Consider the following 15,300-nt stretch of genomic DNA (forward strand, 5'->3'; position numbering starts at 1 on the left):
CACCGCCTCGAGGTCGGTCTGATTTCTATCCATGCGCCCGTGCGGGGAGCGACTGTCCTTCAACCGCATCAGCGATTTGCGCAGGTCGTTTCTATCCGCGCGCCCTCATGGGGCGCGACAGCCTCCAAAGCGACGTAGTACGTAGCCCAAGCGAAGTTTCTATCCACGCGCCCACACAGAGCGCGACCTGTTGATCAGATGCACGACTTCGCGGGTGTGATTGTTTCAATCCACGCGCCCGCATGGGGCACGACCCATGAAGCTTAGCCCGATTGAGGGCGAAGACATGTTTCTACCCACGGCCCCGCGCTACGGGCGCGACCTTCGATCTTCCTCGGTTGCCCAATCCGGCCGATAGTTTCTATCCACGCGCCCTAACGGAGGCACGACCTTGTAGCGATATTCCGCGTATCGATCCTGTTAGCCATTTCTATCCGCGCGCCCCCCAAAGGGCGCGACCCACGCCTCTCCACAGCGGAGTATATGTTCCAGTGGTTTCTATCCACGCGCCCGCGTGAGGCCCGAACCCGTTACGCGCTTCCCCAACCCGTTTAACGTTTCTATCCACGCGCCCTCATAGGGCGCGAAACTTCGTGATTGTGCCTTCCATGTCCTTACGCTTGTTTCGATCCGCGCGCCCGCGAAGGGCGCGACTGCGCGAGCTGGCACTTACCATGACGCGGCGGCATGTTTCTATCCACGCGCCCTCTTGGGGCGCGACCTTGTAATGGTATTCCGCAAATCGCTCCTGATACCCGTTTCTATCCGCACGCCCCAAGGGGCGAGGCGCGCAAACGCAGCCTTCGACTTCTACACGAAGAAGTTTCAATCCACACGCCCGCATGGGGCGCGACTTGGCATTCACAAAGCCGGGCTCGGCAATTAATGGTTTCTATCCACGCGCCCAAATAGGTCGCGGTTTTGCGCAGTGTTGCAGAGCAGCAGTAAGCAAAACACCATCTATCAGTTACAACTTCTCTTCAACACTGACCCCTTCGGGCAAGCGTTCAGCATCGATCGAAACTTTGTAGTCTGAAAAGCTTCTCGCGGGTGAACCCGGCTCCCCTTCAACACGTTCGACTTTGACCGTATCGAACAAAACATGTGCAGGGGCATTTCCTAAAGCATTCTCATGTTTGAAGATGATGAGTTTGCGTGCGGCCATTTCTCCCCGGGCTGCAGATCGATCATGCTCGAACATATTTATCAGTGACCGCCAGAAAACTTCCAGGTCTTCCTCGGAGAAGCCGGATTTCTCCGCCAACTTCGCTGAAATGAACCCGTGGACGCGGTAAAGGCCGTAAGGAACGATATGTTTGCGCCCCATGGTCCTCTCTTTTTCAAGATCTCGCTCATTGGTCACCGCCATCCGCGTGATCGTCACTTCCATCGGAACAATAGGATCTATGGAGCTGGCAAAAGCCATCTGGATAGGCCCCCTGACCTGGCCGGCGTTAACTTCTGTAGTCATCACTGCTCCGAACGTACGGATATCGAAAAAGTTCTTGGACATCCATGCCGTCAGCTCGCGAGCTTTGGCCTCGTTTCTTGGAAGCTTCTTGGGCTCCGGCTCGATTTCCAGAGCTTCGTATGCTCTCTTGTGCTGATTGTTCAACACAGATTTTTCCTGCATGTAGATGGCAAAGCCCGGCTCACTTTCTTTCTCCATTGCAACATAGTTGCGCACCTTTCGCTTAAGGCAAACATCCGTAACCAACCCCTGGTTAGTTTCCGGATCTAGTCGGGGCATATTGCCAGCGTCTGGGTCTCCATTAGGGTTGCCATTGGTGACTTCGAACAGGTAAACGAATTCGTAGCGATTTGAAATGACCGACATTATTCTTCTCCTTCCTCGGCATTGGCCTCAGCTTTCGTGTAATGAGCTTGTGTTTGATGGTAATAACCGATTGCGAATCGTCCCTGAGCCTCAATCCTCAAGCTGCGAGGAAAGCTGCTAGCTAAGCGATCTAGGATTTCCCCCAGTTGTTTTTGAAGGTTGACCGCGAGACCGGGCTTGCCTTTCCGGATTTTTCCCAAATGATTCTGAGCGTTACGGATCAGAACGGGAAACACACTAGCGGGTGTTGCCGAAGCGGCTCCATAGTATCGATCTCGTATGGTGGCATTTACATCTCTCCCTTGGGCAGACCGCTGGACGCTTTCAAGCGTCGCAAACAGCCTTCCCAGCAAATAGCCGGGATCATTATTTTCGGTATCTAGACTCACAGGGACCTCCGTTTCGATGCCTCTAACGCCCAAGCGCCAATCACGGGCCAGGACGCCTTTGCACATTGCTACGCGCAGAGGCGAGATATCACCGTCCGCGCGCATTCTCATAATCAGATTGGTTAGCAGACTTCTTGGATAGCGCTTGCCTGTCAGAATGGACCTGGTCATCTCCCCAGCTATCAAGGGCTGAACATCATCGAGCTTTGGTTTAACTCCATCACGGTGCGGAACGGTTTCTCGCAGAAGACGCCAGACTGCAGGCTCCGTTTTCCAGGGAGAGGGAACAAGGTTCAGGTCCTGGTAGTGCTGCGCCAATCGCTTGGCAAACACTTCCAAATTTCCACGCTCCCAGAATCGAACGGAGAGCCGGGACGCGTTGGGGGCGAGTCCCAGCACGAAAATTTCCGTATCCGGTGCCAGCTCAGGGTTAAGCTTATTAAGGGGGCGACCTTTTGCGATAGCATCCAATGCGGAGCGTAGGCGGGACGTTTCTGACACGTCGGTTTCCGCTGGCGGCTGAAGAAAGTCACCAAAAAGCATCTCTGCCGCTTCAGCCTCTTTGACATTTTGAGCTTTTGCCCAGAACACAACGGTTGTGTCACCAATCCGAAGGCGTTGACGGTTGCCTTCTTCTCTCCGAAGTAAGTGATTAAGAGCAGTGGTATAGGCAAAGGCGACCTGCTCGGAAACCGGGGCATTGTTTCCTTGCGATTTTTGAAAGGAACAAAACGCGTCAAGGTTAAAACAAACAATGGACGCCCCAGAGCTTTGTGCACCATCTACGCCTTTGATAGCCGGATGCAACCTCGAAATAGGCTGCTGATTGCCGGTGACCAAACATTGAGCCACATCGCCCGCCGCGATCTTGACCATCTCAGCGCGTATTTTTTTGGCAGCAGGAGACTCGTGAACAAAGGCCTTTTCTCCATCGATCCGAAAAACAAACCTGGCATCCAGCATCTCAGCGTTAAACAATCCAGACGCTGTAAATTGCTCTGGAACCCATTGCTCCAAAAAAATCCGGACAGCTTGCAGAGATGTGTCCAGTTCATTTTTCAGTAGTTCACCATGCAGCTCTTTGAAGGCGTTATGCTCTTGCGTGGCCCTCTCGCCTCCTTTCGAAGCCACGCCCAATACATAACTGGATTTGTCCCACAAGAAATTGGATTTCACTCCCGACGTGCGCTTCTCAGGCTGGGGGACCATCAGACTTCTGGGCCTGGGTTTATTACCCGACGTGTCCCGGAGATCTTGCACATCCACAAGCTCTCCACCTACCGAAAGAACTAACGCATAACTTATTTGCTCCTGGCTGTAACCAAATATTGCGATGCTATCCCCACGTTCCAACAAGTGGTTGTAGTAATCATTCAATGCAGAAATGATCATGCCTTCACCTCCTCGCCCATCAGTGGAGGCACATCAATAACACCATCAATCATTCGGGCCCTGAAGAAATGCGGGGTGCAGTCGTTTTTGAAATCAAAGTCGTGAAGCATCCAGCCAAGATCGATAACACCCGTTAAGGAGGAATCAACTGTTTTCTCCGGCTCATCCTGTTCCAAAAGCTGGAAGTTGGCGGGGAATTCCCTTACGCCGAGGCAAGGTGCATGGAAACATTGTCCTTTCCGGGCGCGCCGGTTAAAAATATCCAGATGTTTGCCTTCTGTGTCGTCGGCACCGGCCTTATCAGTTAGTTCGAAATGCGCTTCAATCACATAAGCCACGTCACGCAGGATGGTTGCCGCTCGTTGCTGCCGGTCTCGGTCTACATAGTTGGCAAGTCCGACCGTAGATTTTGCTTTCATGGCCGAGGCAACTTTTTTCGCCGATATCTTGCTACCCACTTCATTACGACGAATCGTCTCGAAACGAATCGAATTTAAAACCTGAATCCGATCAATCACCCAACGAATGGCGGGCTTCCAATGGATAGCCTCCAAAACACCGCGGGCAGCCGATGGGGTGATGACGTCATAGCTGACTCGTTCAACCTTCATTTCCGGTCGGGAAAAACAAGCTCTATCGCCCCAGACCAATAACCTGATGCCGTACGCCATTTGCTTTCTCCTCTCAATCCACGCTGCCGACAACGCAACGACTCATATCACTGAACGCTCTGCATTGATAAACACATTGTTGTCCCAATTCAGGCCGTACCTTGGGTGGTACAGATCCTGATTCACTAACTCCATAAACTGCGTACCGAATCGGTCCGGCTGAACGGCCTCGATCGCTCTCGCTTGTTGCAGCTCTCTAAAGCCCTGTTCCGGCACCTGGACGAGGTAAGGTTGAAGCGCTCTGGCCAATGAACCGCAGTGTTCTGCGTACTTGAGCCCACGCAGTGCTTCTTTAGCCGCGGCATCGTACGGCACGATCACGGGCAGCATTACACTCTCGATCATCCGGAATTTTGACGCGATAGTTTCATAGGGGATGCCCTCAATTTGCCCCTCCTCCGACAAGCCGAGAAGATCGTGCGCATCAAGGTGTTTAGCGCCTTTTTGCCAGTACAGTTCAGCGAAATAATCATTAATCGCTTCGAGACAAAAAACGTCGTCGCCGTAACGACGGAAGATTGCGCGGGCGGCTTGGGCGAACTGCTTCAGTTCCGGAGGCGTCGACCAATCGCTACCCACACCAAAGACACTCACATTACTTTCTTCAGGAGGCCAGCGGCCTTCGCGATTGCATCGACCCGCAGCTTGAGCGATCGAATCCAATCCGGCTTCTGCCCGATAGACGGCCGGAAAATCCACGTCCACACCCGCTTCGATCAAGGAAGTCGATATCAAACGACAGGGTTTACCCTCATGAAGACGCTGCCGTATCTCCGCCAGGGCATCACTCCTGTGTTTTGCGCACATCAGTGTGGTGAGATGTCGAGCACCGGGTTCCTGGCTGATGGCTTCATACAAGAAGCGCGCATGCCGGCGGTTGTTGACGATGCATAACACTTGGGGGTGGACTTTCAGCTCAGCCACAAGCGCTTCGTCAGTCAGTGTCCCGCGGTGATGCAAGGAGACCCTATTCAATCGCGCGTGAAGCGCTTGCGGTTCTGGGGCGAGCTCGCGGACATCCTCAAGCCCCCCCTCAAACCCCTCCACCCGCTGCAGAGCCGGCTGAGTGGCAGTGCAAAGCACAAGACTGGTTTGGTAATTCAACGCCAGTTCGTTCATTGCTGCGACACAGGGGCGGAGCAACTTAAGTGGTAAGGTTTGGGCCTCGTCCAGTATCACCACACTGCCAGTAATGTTGTGGAGTTTTCGACACTTGGAGGGCCGATCAGCGAACAAGCTTTCGAAGAACTGGACTGCGGTTGTTACGACGATCGGGGCATCCCAATTTTCCATCGCCAGTTTCAGTTTTTCGCGTGCTTGAGGGTCTTTATTGGTGTCATCCCTAAACGCGCTGTGATGCTCAAGCACGGTATCCTCACCAAGTTTCCCCAAAGCGTCTCGGAACACAGCGGCGTTTTGCTCAACAATGCTAGTGAAGGGGATCACGTAAATGACCCGCCGCAACCCATGGTGAATGGCATGATCTAGAGCGAAGGCCAATGAACTGAGTGTCTTACCACCGCCCGTCGGCACATTCAGCGAGAACAAACCCGCCTCTTTGGGGGCCTGTTTGCGCACGTGCTGGAGGATGCGTGCCCTCTCCTTGTTAACGAGCGTCTCTGTATCAAATTGATTCAGGTGATGATCAAGTTGTTCCTTCAGAGCATAGAGCGAAGGGGGTTCCTGATCGCGGAGCAAGATCTTTCCTTCCGTGCGTGCGTAGAAAGCTTCCGTGTCCAGGTAGTCCGCATCGACGAGAGTGGAGAAAAGCATTCGGCCAAAGAAGGCATACTGAAAGAAGCGCCGTTCCGCTACTGCCTTCAAATCGGGCGGTTTCGGAGCGGAGCGCAAGCTCAACTCCTGTTCCCAAACGGACAGCAGAACTGGAAGTTCTTTACGCAGCCGATCCTTCAAACTACTGCGTCGCTTCCCATCGAGACCATTTGGGAGCCCCGCGTGATGACCAGCAATCCCATAAGCGATCAGTGCCCCCAGCATACCGTATCGCTCACGGACAACAATCGCCCCATGGGTCGCATGATCCACGCGCGTCAGATCGCCACTGAGGCGGCCCTGGAATTCATCGGTATACTTTCCAAGATCGTGGAGCAATCCGGCGAGTTCTGCACACTCTCCACCACCGAAGTACTGTGCCTTCCTGTAGGCAAGCTCACCGACAGAGATCAAGTGGTCCGCCAGACGCTGCCAGTCCTGCTTATCAGGGTTTGATGTCGAGTGTGCGTAAAAAGATTCTTCAGGCACGAGTCCCCCTCCGTGAGTTCATCAGCCCAATAAACCGCAGAATGCCCCTTTATTTCATCCAGTTCTGTACAAGCACAAACTAAGACAACGATCGCTTGGGCACGGCTTTCCTTAATGCGTTGAGTATTCTGCTGCGTTCAGCTGAGTTCTCCCAAAGACCTGCACAAACCTTACCCGCCGTTGACGACAAATAGTGTCGCTTTAAAACAACTTTTGCTCAATTTTTGCTCAAGCGATCCAAGCCAGCCTGCAACTCTTGTCGAATTTGATCACGAAGCCAGTCGGGCTCAAGGATGTCGATGTTCGTGGACTGAGCAATGAGCCACCACCGCAAGTCCTGGGTATCCCGCACAGTGACAGAAATTTCAAAATCGGTATCGGTGTTTCGGAGCTCACACTGATCCAGGCCCAGCGGGGCCTCAAGCACATGATTCATCGCAGGTTTGTCGCACCGAATTCTTAGCAATATAGGGTCGGTGGATTTGAGGATGCCCATAGCGCCCGAGCGGATGAACAAATCCAAGTTGAAGTTCTCAGGAAGCTCAGCCGGCTCGTCCAACCGAATCCCCGAGCGCGCCCTGTGCAGAACCAACTGCCGGATGCCATCGCGCCCGTCGATGCGACCGATCAGATAGACATTGGGATCCCGAAAGACCAGTCCATAAGGATGAACGGTGACTATCTCAGGTGCCGGCCAGTTGCGGGCCTGGTAGTTCAACTCGCAACACCGTTCTGTCAGCAAAGCTTCGGTGACGGCTTCCAGGACGTCCGGGTCTATATCAGGACGCCGACCGCTAAGTCCCCGGTTGATGACTCTCACCCGCTCAGGCCATTTACCAAAAAGCTCCTCGTCATGCGCAAGTGCTTTTCTTGAGCCTTTGAAATGGGCCTCCATGTGTGACAGCGCACGTTGAGGAAGCACTGGCGTTAAATAAGCCCTAGCGAGCTCAAACGTAAGTGCAGCAGGCAAGTCAAGCGCGGGAATAATCTCAACAGTCGCGTCTCGTTCGAACGACCATTGGTGGGGGCGCACGTCTTCATCTACGACCAAAGGGAAATAGGTGGAAAGCTTTTCCAAGTCTCGCTGAATCGAGCGAATGCTGACTCCAAAACCGTTATCATTGAGGCGGCCAGCAAGAGCTGTCGTTGTAATGCTGTTCGGGTACCGTGGCACCAACTTCAGCATAGCGAGGTATCTGACTGCCGTGTCGGACATTCCTTTTCCTTTTTATTTTTCTCCTTCACCTTAGCAATAGAAGAATCAAAGGGGCAATGTGGGCAGAGCTATTGCCACTTGATAAATCGAACCCTGCTTTCGTAACGTCCCGCCGCCCACTCCCGAGGCAATTTAAAAGCAGTTCTCCATAATAGTGTGGACTTGCCCAGTAGCCATTAGTCTGACCTCCAAGAGAGATGTCGCTCTCGGTTAACGCAACGCTGACTTAAGATCGAAGTATTAGCGGCGCCACTACCCAGGCCTACCCCAAAAGGAACGACAGACTCTGAGATGGTATCGGGTTACGGCGCGCTGCAATGTTTCCAAGCAATACAAAAACTAAACATGGAATTGCCTCCTGAAAAGGAAGTGGGGGACCTCCATGGTTAAAATAAGTCCGCACCGAGGTCTACAACAAGCGCCAGATGTCGGACTGGTTTTCCGCTGAGCGCCAAACCAGTTGAAAATGCAGGCGACGATCGGCCGATTCACCAACCAACGGATTTGAATATTTTGAAGAATGTCCTCTTTTCAGTAGGGATGCTGCCCCTATTAGCAGGCTGTACATTTGCCCACGTCTCTTCAACGCCAATGCATATTGAGGGAATTGGAAAGGTTTTTCGTTACGAGGGACGCTCCAATTTTTCCCATCAACTCAAGAAAGCTGATGAGATGATGGCGTCGACCTGTAAAGAGGAAAATGGTGGGTATCCGGTAATTGTTGATCATAGGCAAAAGGACCTTGGATTTATCGTCCTAGGCTCTAGCCAATCCACAACGAATCTCAGTGCAAACTCATATGGCAGTTCTATATACGGTACAGCGACAACGTCATCATATGGGTCCGGTAACGCGATGAAAAACCATAATCAGGTCATACTATTTAAGTGTGAAACTGAATAATTCTGACTGCCTAGAAAATGCAGTGCTTGCCAGTAATTCAAATGCATGACCAGCCAAGGACGGCGATGTTTCATCGTAATGCCTTTAGGCTTGGGAAGGGCTCTCTCCACCCCTCCTAGCCAGCCTCCCAAATTCTGATAAACCGAGCGAATCTCAATCCCTCCGCCCCTCACGTGCCCCACCCTAACTCAGCAAATACATAAACAACTGTTTTTTATCTGTTTTTGAGACATTTCACGGGGATTACGTATCCCATGGTTGCCATGACATGGATGCTATGGATACAGTTAAAAAGAGAGGCGGGTTACTAGACAGCTACTCACCCGGTATCCAGCAGCCCATGCGCAGACGACGTTCTGCCAGCAAAATAAGTATGTGAGGCCCCCTCTACCCCCCATTTCACAAGGACTTGCATCACAAGGAGAAGTGCGCCGTGGCGAATATCGAGAAACGGACCAGTAAAGATGGCAAAACCAGCTACCGTGTAAAAATACGCTTGAAAGGGAGGCAGCCTGAAACAGCAACCTTTAAACGTCTGACCGATGCAAAACGCTGGGCGACACAGACTGAGGCTGCCATCCGAGAGGGTAGGTATTTTCATTCCGCAGCGGGTAAAGGAAAAACTCTCTCAGACGCCATCGACCGCTACTCCCGAGACATCTTGCCCAACCTAAAGGATCAGAAGCATCGTCTTGCCCACTTAGAGTGGTGGCGCAAGAAGCTTGGCCAAACAGAGATTGGTGACATTACCTCCATTCTCATTATGGAATACAAAGACGAATTAAAAGCCACACCATACAAAGTTGGTGAGACTCTAAAGGCTCGATCTGATGCAACCGTCAATCGCTACGTGGCATCACTCAGCCCAGTAATGGCCGCTGCAGCAAACGAATGGGGCTGGATATCGAACAACCCTTGTCAGAAGGTACGGCGAGGCGGTGAAAGTCGCGGCCGCACACGCTTTCTATCAAATGAAGAGCGAAAAGCCTTGCTGGCGGCTTGCGACAGAGCGACAGACACTCCTGAGCTAAAAATCATTGTCCTTTTAGCCATAACAACAGGAGGAAGACGAGGAGAGATCGCCGGGCTTCGCTGGCGTGATGTTGACCTCAAGCGCCACAGAATAACCTTCGCTGACACAAAGAATGGCGAAACCCGCTCCGCACCGCTCGTAGGGCCTGCTCTTGATGCTATGCAAGCTTGGGCGAAAGTACGGCCATTAAATGAAAGCGCCTACGTTTTTCCCGGTAGGTCCGAGAAAACGAAGAACAAGCCATTGGATTTTGAGCGGCCCTGGAGAACCGCAATACAGCGAGCAGAACTGTCTGATTTTAAATTCCACGACCTTCGACATACTGCGGCAAGCTATCTCGCGATGAACGGAGCGGGGCTTCGGGAGATCGCCGACATTCTCGGCCACAAAACAATGGCCATGGTCCAGAGGTACAGCCACCTAACCGAAGACCATAAGAGCTCAATCGTAGAACGGATGGCCAACGCAATATTCAATGACTAGGCATGATTCGAGCCCCGTGGACTAACTCCAGAAACCAAAATTCATGATCATTTTTTATAGAAGAAAAGAAAATTTATAAGGCAGAATTATGAGAATTCGTGGCAACAATAATGGCTGCACAAAAACCTAACGCCAGCAAAAAAAACAAAATTAAAACAAATACCTAAAGAAAAAACACCACCTAGATTACGGTTTGCCAGCAGCACCGAAAAGCGGCAAGGTAGGGACATGTTCGGACTAAATAAGCGGGATACGGAAGTGCTCCAACACCACCGTACCCGCCCGAACCCAAAGCCGTTTCAGGTTGGGTGCTATTGAGAATCCACTCCACATAGCAACCTGAAGATAACAGCCAGAGTGCCTTCAGACAAATTCAGCTGGCGGTTGCTAGCCCCTACCCTGATTTCGGCATAACCAAAACTCAAAACAGAGAGACAAGTTATGTCAGACCAACATTTTTCCATTCTTAGACTTCCAGAAACCCTTCGCCGCACAGGACTGAGCCGAACCAAACTATACGAGCTTCAAGCTGCTGGTGAATTCCCAGGCTCCGTAAAGCTCTCCCAACATGGCAATGGTGTTGGATGGATTGAGTCAGAGGTTACTAGGTGGGTACAGGGCCGTATTTCAGAACGAGATTGCCGGCTCTAAACCTCTCAAAAATTTCCCAATCCCAAATAAACTGGAATGCTCTTCACTGGGCAGGGACACGCTCAATCTCAAAAGGGTGGAATCAACATATGAGAGCCAGGAATCAGAAAAAACCGCAAGCTTTAAACAACGAAGTCAAATCACCTTTACCGTTTCCAGAATTCATTTCTTCCACCGACCATTCGGGCCTGAGTGACGCCAAAACTACCGAGCCACTCCTTTTGACTATTCATCAGCTTTGTCAGCTTGAATCTGCGCTCACTGTCGGTGGTATTCGGCATCTGTTATTCACCAAAGGCCATAACATACCGGGCGTTTACCGTTTCGGTAGAAAGCTACTTTTCGACCGCGCAGAGTTTGTTCAAGGAATAAAAAAGGGAGCTACAGCAAAAATTGGTGGAGGTAGCGCATCATGAAACAATTAATGGCCGCCAAATCAATCATGAACGTGAAACACCGCCTTAGCCCGAGGAATCGTCGCTTAATATCCGCGCTGCTTAATGGACCTTTGCCACGCGAGGACGCTGATCGTGTTGCTGGATCGAGCAATAGCCCACGTCACATTCAAGATCTAAGGAATAGATATCATCTCAATATAACTACAAGACGGCTGACGGTCGCCGATAGAGACGGCTTTATTACCCACCCAGGCGTGTATCACTTAGAACCGGATTCTAGAGAACTAGCTAGAACTATTTTGGCCCTCCCGTAAGGGCTCAAAGATGGCTAAGAAAAAATCCAAACTTCCATTCGACAGGAAAGGGGGAGTAGTGGCCATCCAGCGCCGCCTACTGGCCTCCCCTGCGTACCTCGGTCTGTCTCCGTATGCGAAGTCTCTGATAGCGCTAATGCAGCGACACTGGACTCCCAAAGGCCCAGTAGGCTTTGGGGTTAGGCAAGCTGAGCAAGAGATTCCATGTGCAAGACGAACAGCTATGAGGGCTTTTAGAGAGCTACAGGAAGCTGGTTTTATCGTCATGCAGGACGAAAGTCTATTTTGCTCCCGACAGCAGTCAAGGACCCGAACATGGAGACTTACTTGGATGCCATGCTGGAGACATAGAGAGCCGACAAATGAATGGGAGGAACAGCCGCCTTAATAAACGAACCGGTGCATATTTGTAACTCCTAGCCACCCTAGGGGTATCATATATGCACCATTGCATTCGCTAATTCACTCTTCAGGTATCGCATTTGCCACCTAGGCATGCTTTTCCACTAGCTTACAGGTGCATAATCTACACCACTCCTACTACAGCCACCGTTTGCACCATAATCGATGAGTTCCACCCCATTTCAATCAAGCTCATGCACGTTGGGGAACGGGCTTTAAAAACTGATTTTATAACGCTTTATTCCCCTCTATGTACTTGTTACGAAATTCCGGCTTATTGCACCCATTTCAATCGTCGCCAACCTCAAATCGGATTGATTAGATGGGCATTGCTCCATGGGGCACTCATGGGACGCCAAGTCAGAAAAAATGGCAGCATAAGGCGAACAAAGACAACACGGAAGCACATTAGCACTTTGTTTTTAGTGTTATTATTTGTCGCTTCATTTTACCCAGCTTGACATTAGACAGATTGAAAATCCCCGTGTCGGTGGTTCGATTCCGCCTCCGGGCACCATCCGAATTCCATGACAAAGCCCGCTTTTTAGCGGGCTTTGTCATTTCTCATCGATGCAATTATTACTGCCTATAAAAGCCCAACTTACCCAGATCAGAAGGCAGTAAATTAAGTCACTGGGCTCGCGGGAAATTCCCATGCAGCCAGAATCTTGGTGCCCACCGATCATCTTCAAAAGATGCTTTATCTTCGAGCATCGCCTGGTGGTACTGCCAGACTTCATATGACCAAATCCCCGACGATGAAAGGCTTATTGTAAAAACGACCAAGGCAGCGATAGCACGGGTGATCGTTCCTTTCCCTGTTCGATTTCCAGCCTCTTTATTCTCCCCGAGGAGCATCCAAAAGATTGTGATTATAAACAAGCCAACCAGCATGGATGCAGGGGCAAGAAACACCGCAGAAACACTTGCATGAACCAAAGCAGCAACAACGGAAGCCGTAAAGGCGATTAAGCAAAGCGCGTACTCCTGGTTGCTCCCGCTTTGGACAATCGCTCTCTTTCGCAGCAACTTCCCAAACGCGACGGCAACCAATCCAAGGACCCCAAAGACAAAAATCCAACCGTATTCAGCTGCCCAGAAAAGATACATATTATGTGGGTGCGAAAACTTGGACGCATTCTGATAACTATCGGTCAGTAACTCATGAGTCAGCCATGATTGTGCCCCCATTCCAAAGGGCGCATGGACCATGCTCATGGCAAAGGCCTCTGCAAACATCGGGATTCTACCCGAATCACCAGTATCTATATCCAAGCTCAATGTCCCAGCATCCCCAGCCAAAATCGCAGGAAGCCCGAGAGAGAGAGTTAGCCAAAACAAAATCCCGAGTGAAAAGTGACGAAGCAACTCTTTCAACCATGGAAAAGCCTGGCGCCCCATTAACACCACTGAAAAAAACACACTGGCAACAAGACCTACCATACTACCTCTCGCAGAAGATAATATAAGAACCCACCACCAGAGACCGCCCGCTATCAGCACACAGAGGCGCCATAGCCCCGAGCGTTTCAAAGGACCAACAAACACAGCCAAGGGTAGAAGAGGAAGCGCCCAGGAGGCGATATGACTCCAGTAACGGATATTGTTAAAGCCCCAAGGCAGGTAATCGATTACTCTGAATTCACCTTCCTGCATTTTGCCCGCATAGATGATTAAAGCCACATAACCATACAACAGACACCCAACAACCAAAGGGTAAAGGAAGCTCTCTGCCAGGGACTGAACATTCGTCATCCCTGCACGTCCAAGCCAGGCCGCCAAGAGAATCGGAAGAATAAAAAAACCGCCAAACATAACCGGTTCAACCCAGCCATAAAGCGCTCCGCCACTCGTCCCGGAAATGCTCATTGCACCCAACAAAAGGCAGCAAAACCCCAGGGCATTTCTATAACCATTTAACGACTGGAAATTACAAATTAGACGAGGAAGCAAAACTAGAGTGAGACCGGCTAATATGCCCACGAGGAGGAAGCGCTGAATGGCATATAAGTCAAAGTCCGAAGAAAAGAAGCCTCCAAACAATACGACCACCACCACGCTGGTCGCCAAAATCCCGAATGAGGCGGGGTATATCCGGTAGTTTATCTGCACGCTAGTACCACAACAGCTAAACAAAAAATGTTTGCGTTACGCTCAACCAAATTGCCAAAGTCAAAGCGAGCACTTCCGATTAGTTGCCGTCGTCCCAACCTTGTTGTGCATAACGCAGATTGTCCTGGGCGAGACCAAAATAAGTGGGAGAGCTATCTATCGCTCGCTGGAGGTACCGCTTTGCGACATCAGTCTGCCCCTGGAGCAAGGCGAAATAACCTATATCGTTCATCGCATCAGGGGTGTCGGCCACCCTCCTCAATGTCCGCTCGGCCTGCTGATGCTTACCAAGGCGGGCATAAAGTAACGCCAGATTTGACCATGCCCGCTTGAACTCTGGCTTCGCACGCACAGACCGCTGGAAGTAATGCTCAGCCAATATCAGGTCACCCTCCAAATAATGCGAATACCCCATATTGTTTAGTGTTTTGGCATCATCACGATTGACAACAAGGACCAAACTATAATGATCACGCGCCTCGCCATAGCGTTCCCAGAGGTCAAAAATGATACCCAGTGCGCTGTAGCATGCCAGCGGTGAGTGCTCATCCAGAGCTAAGAGCGGACCATCCTGCTCTGCGCCCCTGATTTTAACCTTTTGATTGTCTGCATGTGGTACCACCGCCGGCTCAGCCAAATCTGCGTCACTGGTCTCGGCCGCACTGTACTGTCTCAGCCCCGCACCGCCTTTTTCAAGGCGATTTAAACTGGAACGATATGCAGGCGTTTTTTTTGACTCCCCCCTCTCAGGGGAGTTTTTCTCGTTTGCCGGAAACAGCTTGGCAGCCAACCGTTCCTGATCCTGTTCACGAATCGCTTCGAGGTCTGAAAATGCTCTGTGGACCTGACCTTTTCGCAACCGAAGCAGAGCTTGACCCAGGCGTGCAGGAGTATATTCGGGCTGAAGCTCCAAAGCATCCGAGTAGGCTTGCTCCGCCTCCCGGAAGGACTCCTTTTGCTCCTGAATAAAGCCAACCCGATAGAGCACTTCCGCACTTTCGGGCGCCTGGGCCAGTACCTTGATGTAGTGTTTCAGTGCCAGGTTGTAATTTCCTGCCTCATAAGCCGTGTCGGCCCGCAAGCGCAGTTGTTCGGAATCTTCCGGCTCACTCAGATTGCCAACTGTTTTCCCTGTGCTCGCGCAGCCCACTAATAAAAGCTGAGCAGACATCACCGCGACGGCAACACTCCGAAAAATTTGCGCCTTAAACTTCATTGGCCTGAACTCCTACGACTT

General features: G+C 51.3%; 10 protein-coding genes. 3 read left to right on the forward strand and 7 right to left on the reverse strand.

Annotation, left to right across the window (positions count from 1 at the left end; genetic code table 11):
• Positions 1-967 precede the first annotated feature (967 nt).
• From cas7c to K8I84_RS09025, 5 genes are all read right to left on the reverse strand, one after another.
• Positions 968-1,837: a type I-C CRISPR-associated protein Cas7/Csd2 gene (cas7c, locus tag K8I84_RS09005; protein WP_223794411.1), complete on the reverse strand. Its 870-nt coding sequence runs from the start codon at positions 1,835-1,837 to the stop codon at positions 968-970.
• Positions 1,837-3,618, reverse strand: coding sequence for a type I-C CRISPR-associated protein Cas8c/Csd1 (gene cas8c / locus K8I84_RS09010; RefSeq protein WP_223794412.1), 1,782 nt, complete (start codon positions 3,616-3,618; stop codon positions 1,837-1,839). Before cas8c ends, cas7c begins: the two co-directional genes overlap by 1 nt.
• Positions 3,615-4,289 (reverse strand): type I-C CRISPR-associated protein Cas5c, encoded by a 675-nt coding sequence (gene cas5c, locus K8I84_RS09015; protein WP_223794413.1) that lies wholly within the window; start codon positions 4,287-4,289, stop codon positions 3,615-3,617. The genes cas8c and cas5c overlap by 4 nt, the downstream gene beginning before the upstream one ends.
• Before the next feature lie 42 nt (positions 4,290-4,331).
• Complete coding sequence (locus tag K8I84_RS09020; protein WP_223794414.1) at positions 4,332-6,551, reverse strand: CRISPR-associated endonuclease Cas3''; 2,220 nt, start codon at positions 6,549-6,551, stop codon at positions 4,332-4,334.
• 217 nt (positions 6,552-6,768) lie between these two features.
• Positions 6,769-7,767 carry a helix-turn-helix transcriptional regulator gene (locus K8I84_RS09025; RefSeq protein WP_223794415.1) on the reverse strand — a complete coding sequence of 333 codons (999 nt, stop codon included), beginning with the start codon at positions 7,765-7,767 and terminating at the stop codon, positions 6,769-6,771.
• 1,336 nt (positions 7,768-9,103) lie between these two features.
• Between K8I84_RS09025 and K8I84_RS17005 the strand changes: the two genes are divergently transcribed.
• The 3 genes from K8I84_RS17005 (at position 9,104) to K8I84_RS09040 (ending at position 11,253) form a co-directional block, all read left to right on the forward strand.
• Positions 9,104-10,186, forward strand: a complete 1,083-nt coding sequence (locus tag K8I84_RS17005; RefSeq protein ID WP_223794416.1) for a tyrosine-type recombinase/integrase — start codon at positions 9,104-9,106, stop codon at positions 10,184-10,186.
• 441 nt (positions 10,187-10,627) lie between these two features.
• Complete coding sequence (locus tag K8I84_RS09035) at positions 10,628-10,837, forward strand: helix-turn-helix transcriptional regulator (RefSeq protein ID WP_223794417.1); 210 nt, start codon at positions 10,628-10,630, stop codon at positions 10,835-10,837.
• A gap of 89 nt (positions 10,838-10,926) precedes the next feature.
• Positions 10,927-11,253, forward strand: a complete 327-nt coding sequence (locus K8I84_RS09040) for a hypothetical protein (RefSeq protein ID WP_223794418.1) — start codon at positions 10,927-10,929, stop codon at positions 11,251-11,253.
• A gap of 1,328 nt (positions 11,254-12,581) precedes the next feature.
• Here the strand turns inward: K8I84_RS09040 and K8I84_RS09045 are convergent.
• Together K8I84_RS09045 and K8I84_RS09050 are read right to left on the reverse strand one after the other, a co-directional pair.
• The gene (locus K8I84_RS09045) at positions 12,582-14,063 is read right to left on the reverse strand and encodes an O-antigen ligase family protein (protein WP_223794419.1); all 1,482 of its coding nucleotides are present in this window, start codon (positions 14,061-14,063) and stop codon (positions 12,582-12,584) included.
• A 79-nt stretch (positions 14,064-14,142) separates the two neighbouring features.
• Positions 14,143-15,279: a tetratricopeptide repeat protein gene (locus K8I84_RS09050; protein WP_223794420.1), complete on the reverse strand. Its 1,137-nt coding sequence runs from the start codon at positions 15,277-15,279 to the stop codon at positions 14,143-14,145.
• Between the last annotated feature and the right edge of the window lie 21 nt (positions 15,280-15,300).

The sequence above is a fragment of the Marinobacter sp. F4216 genome, from assembly GCF_019931195.1.
Taxonomy (GTDB): Bacteria; Pseudomonadota; Gammaproteobacteria; order Pseudomonadales; family Oleiphilaceae; genus Marinobacter; species Marinobacter suaedae.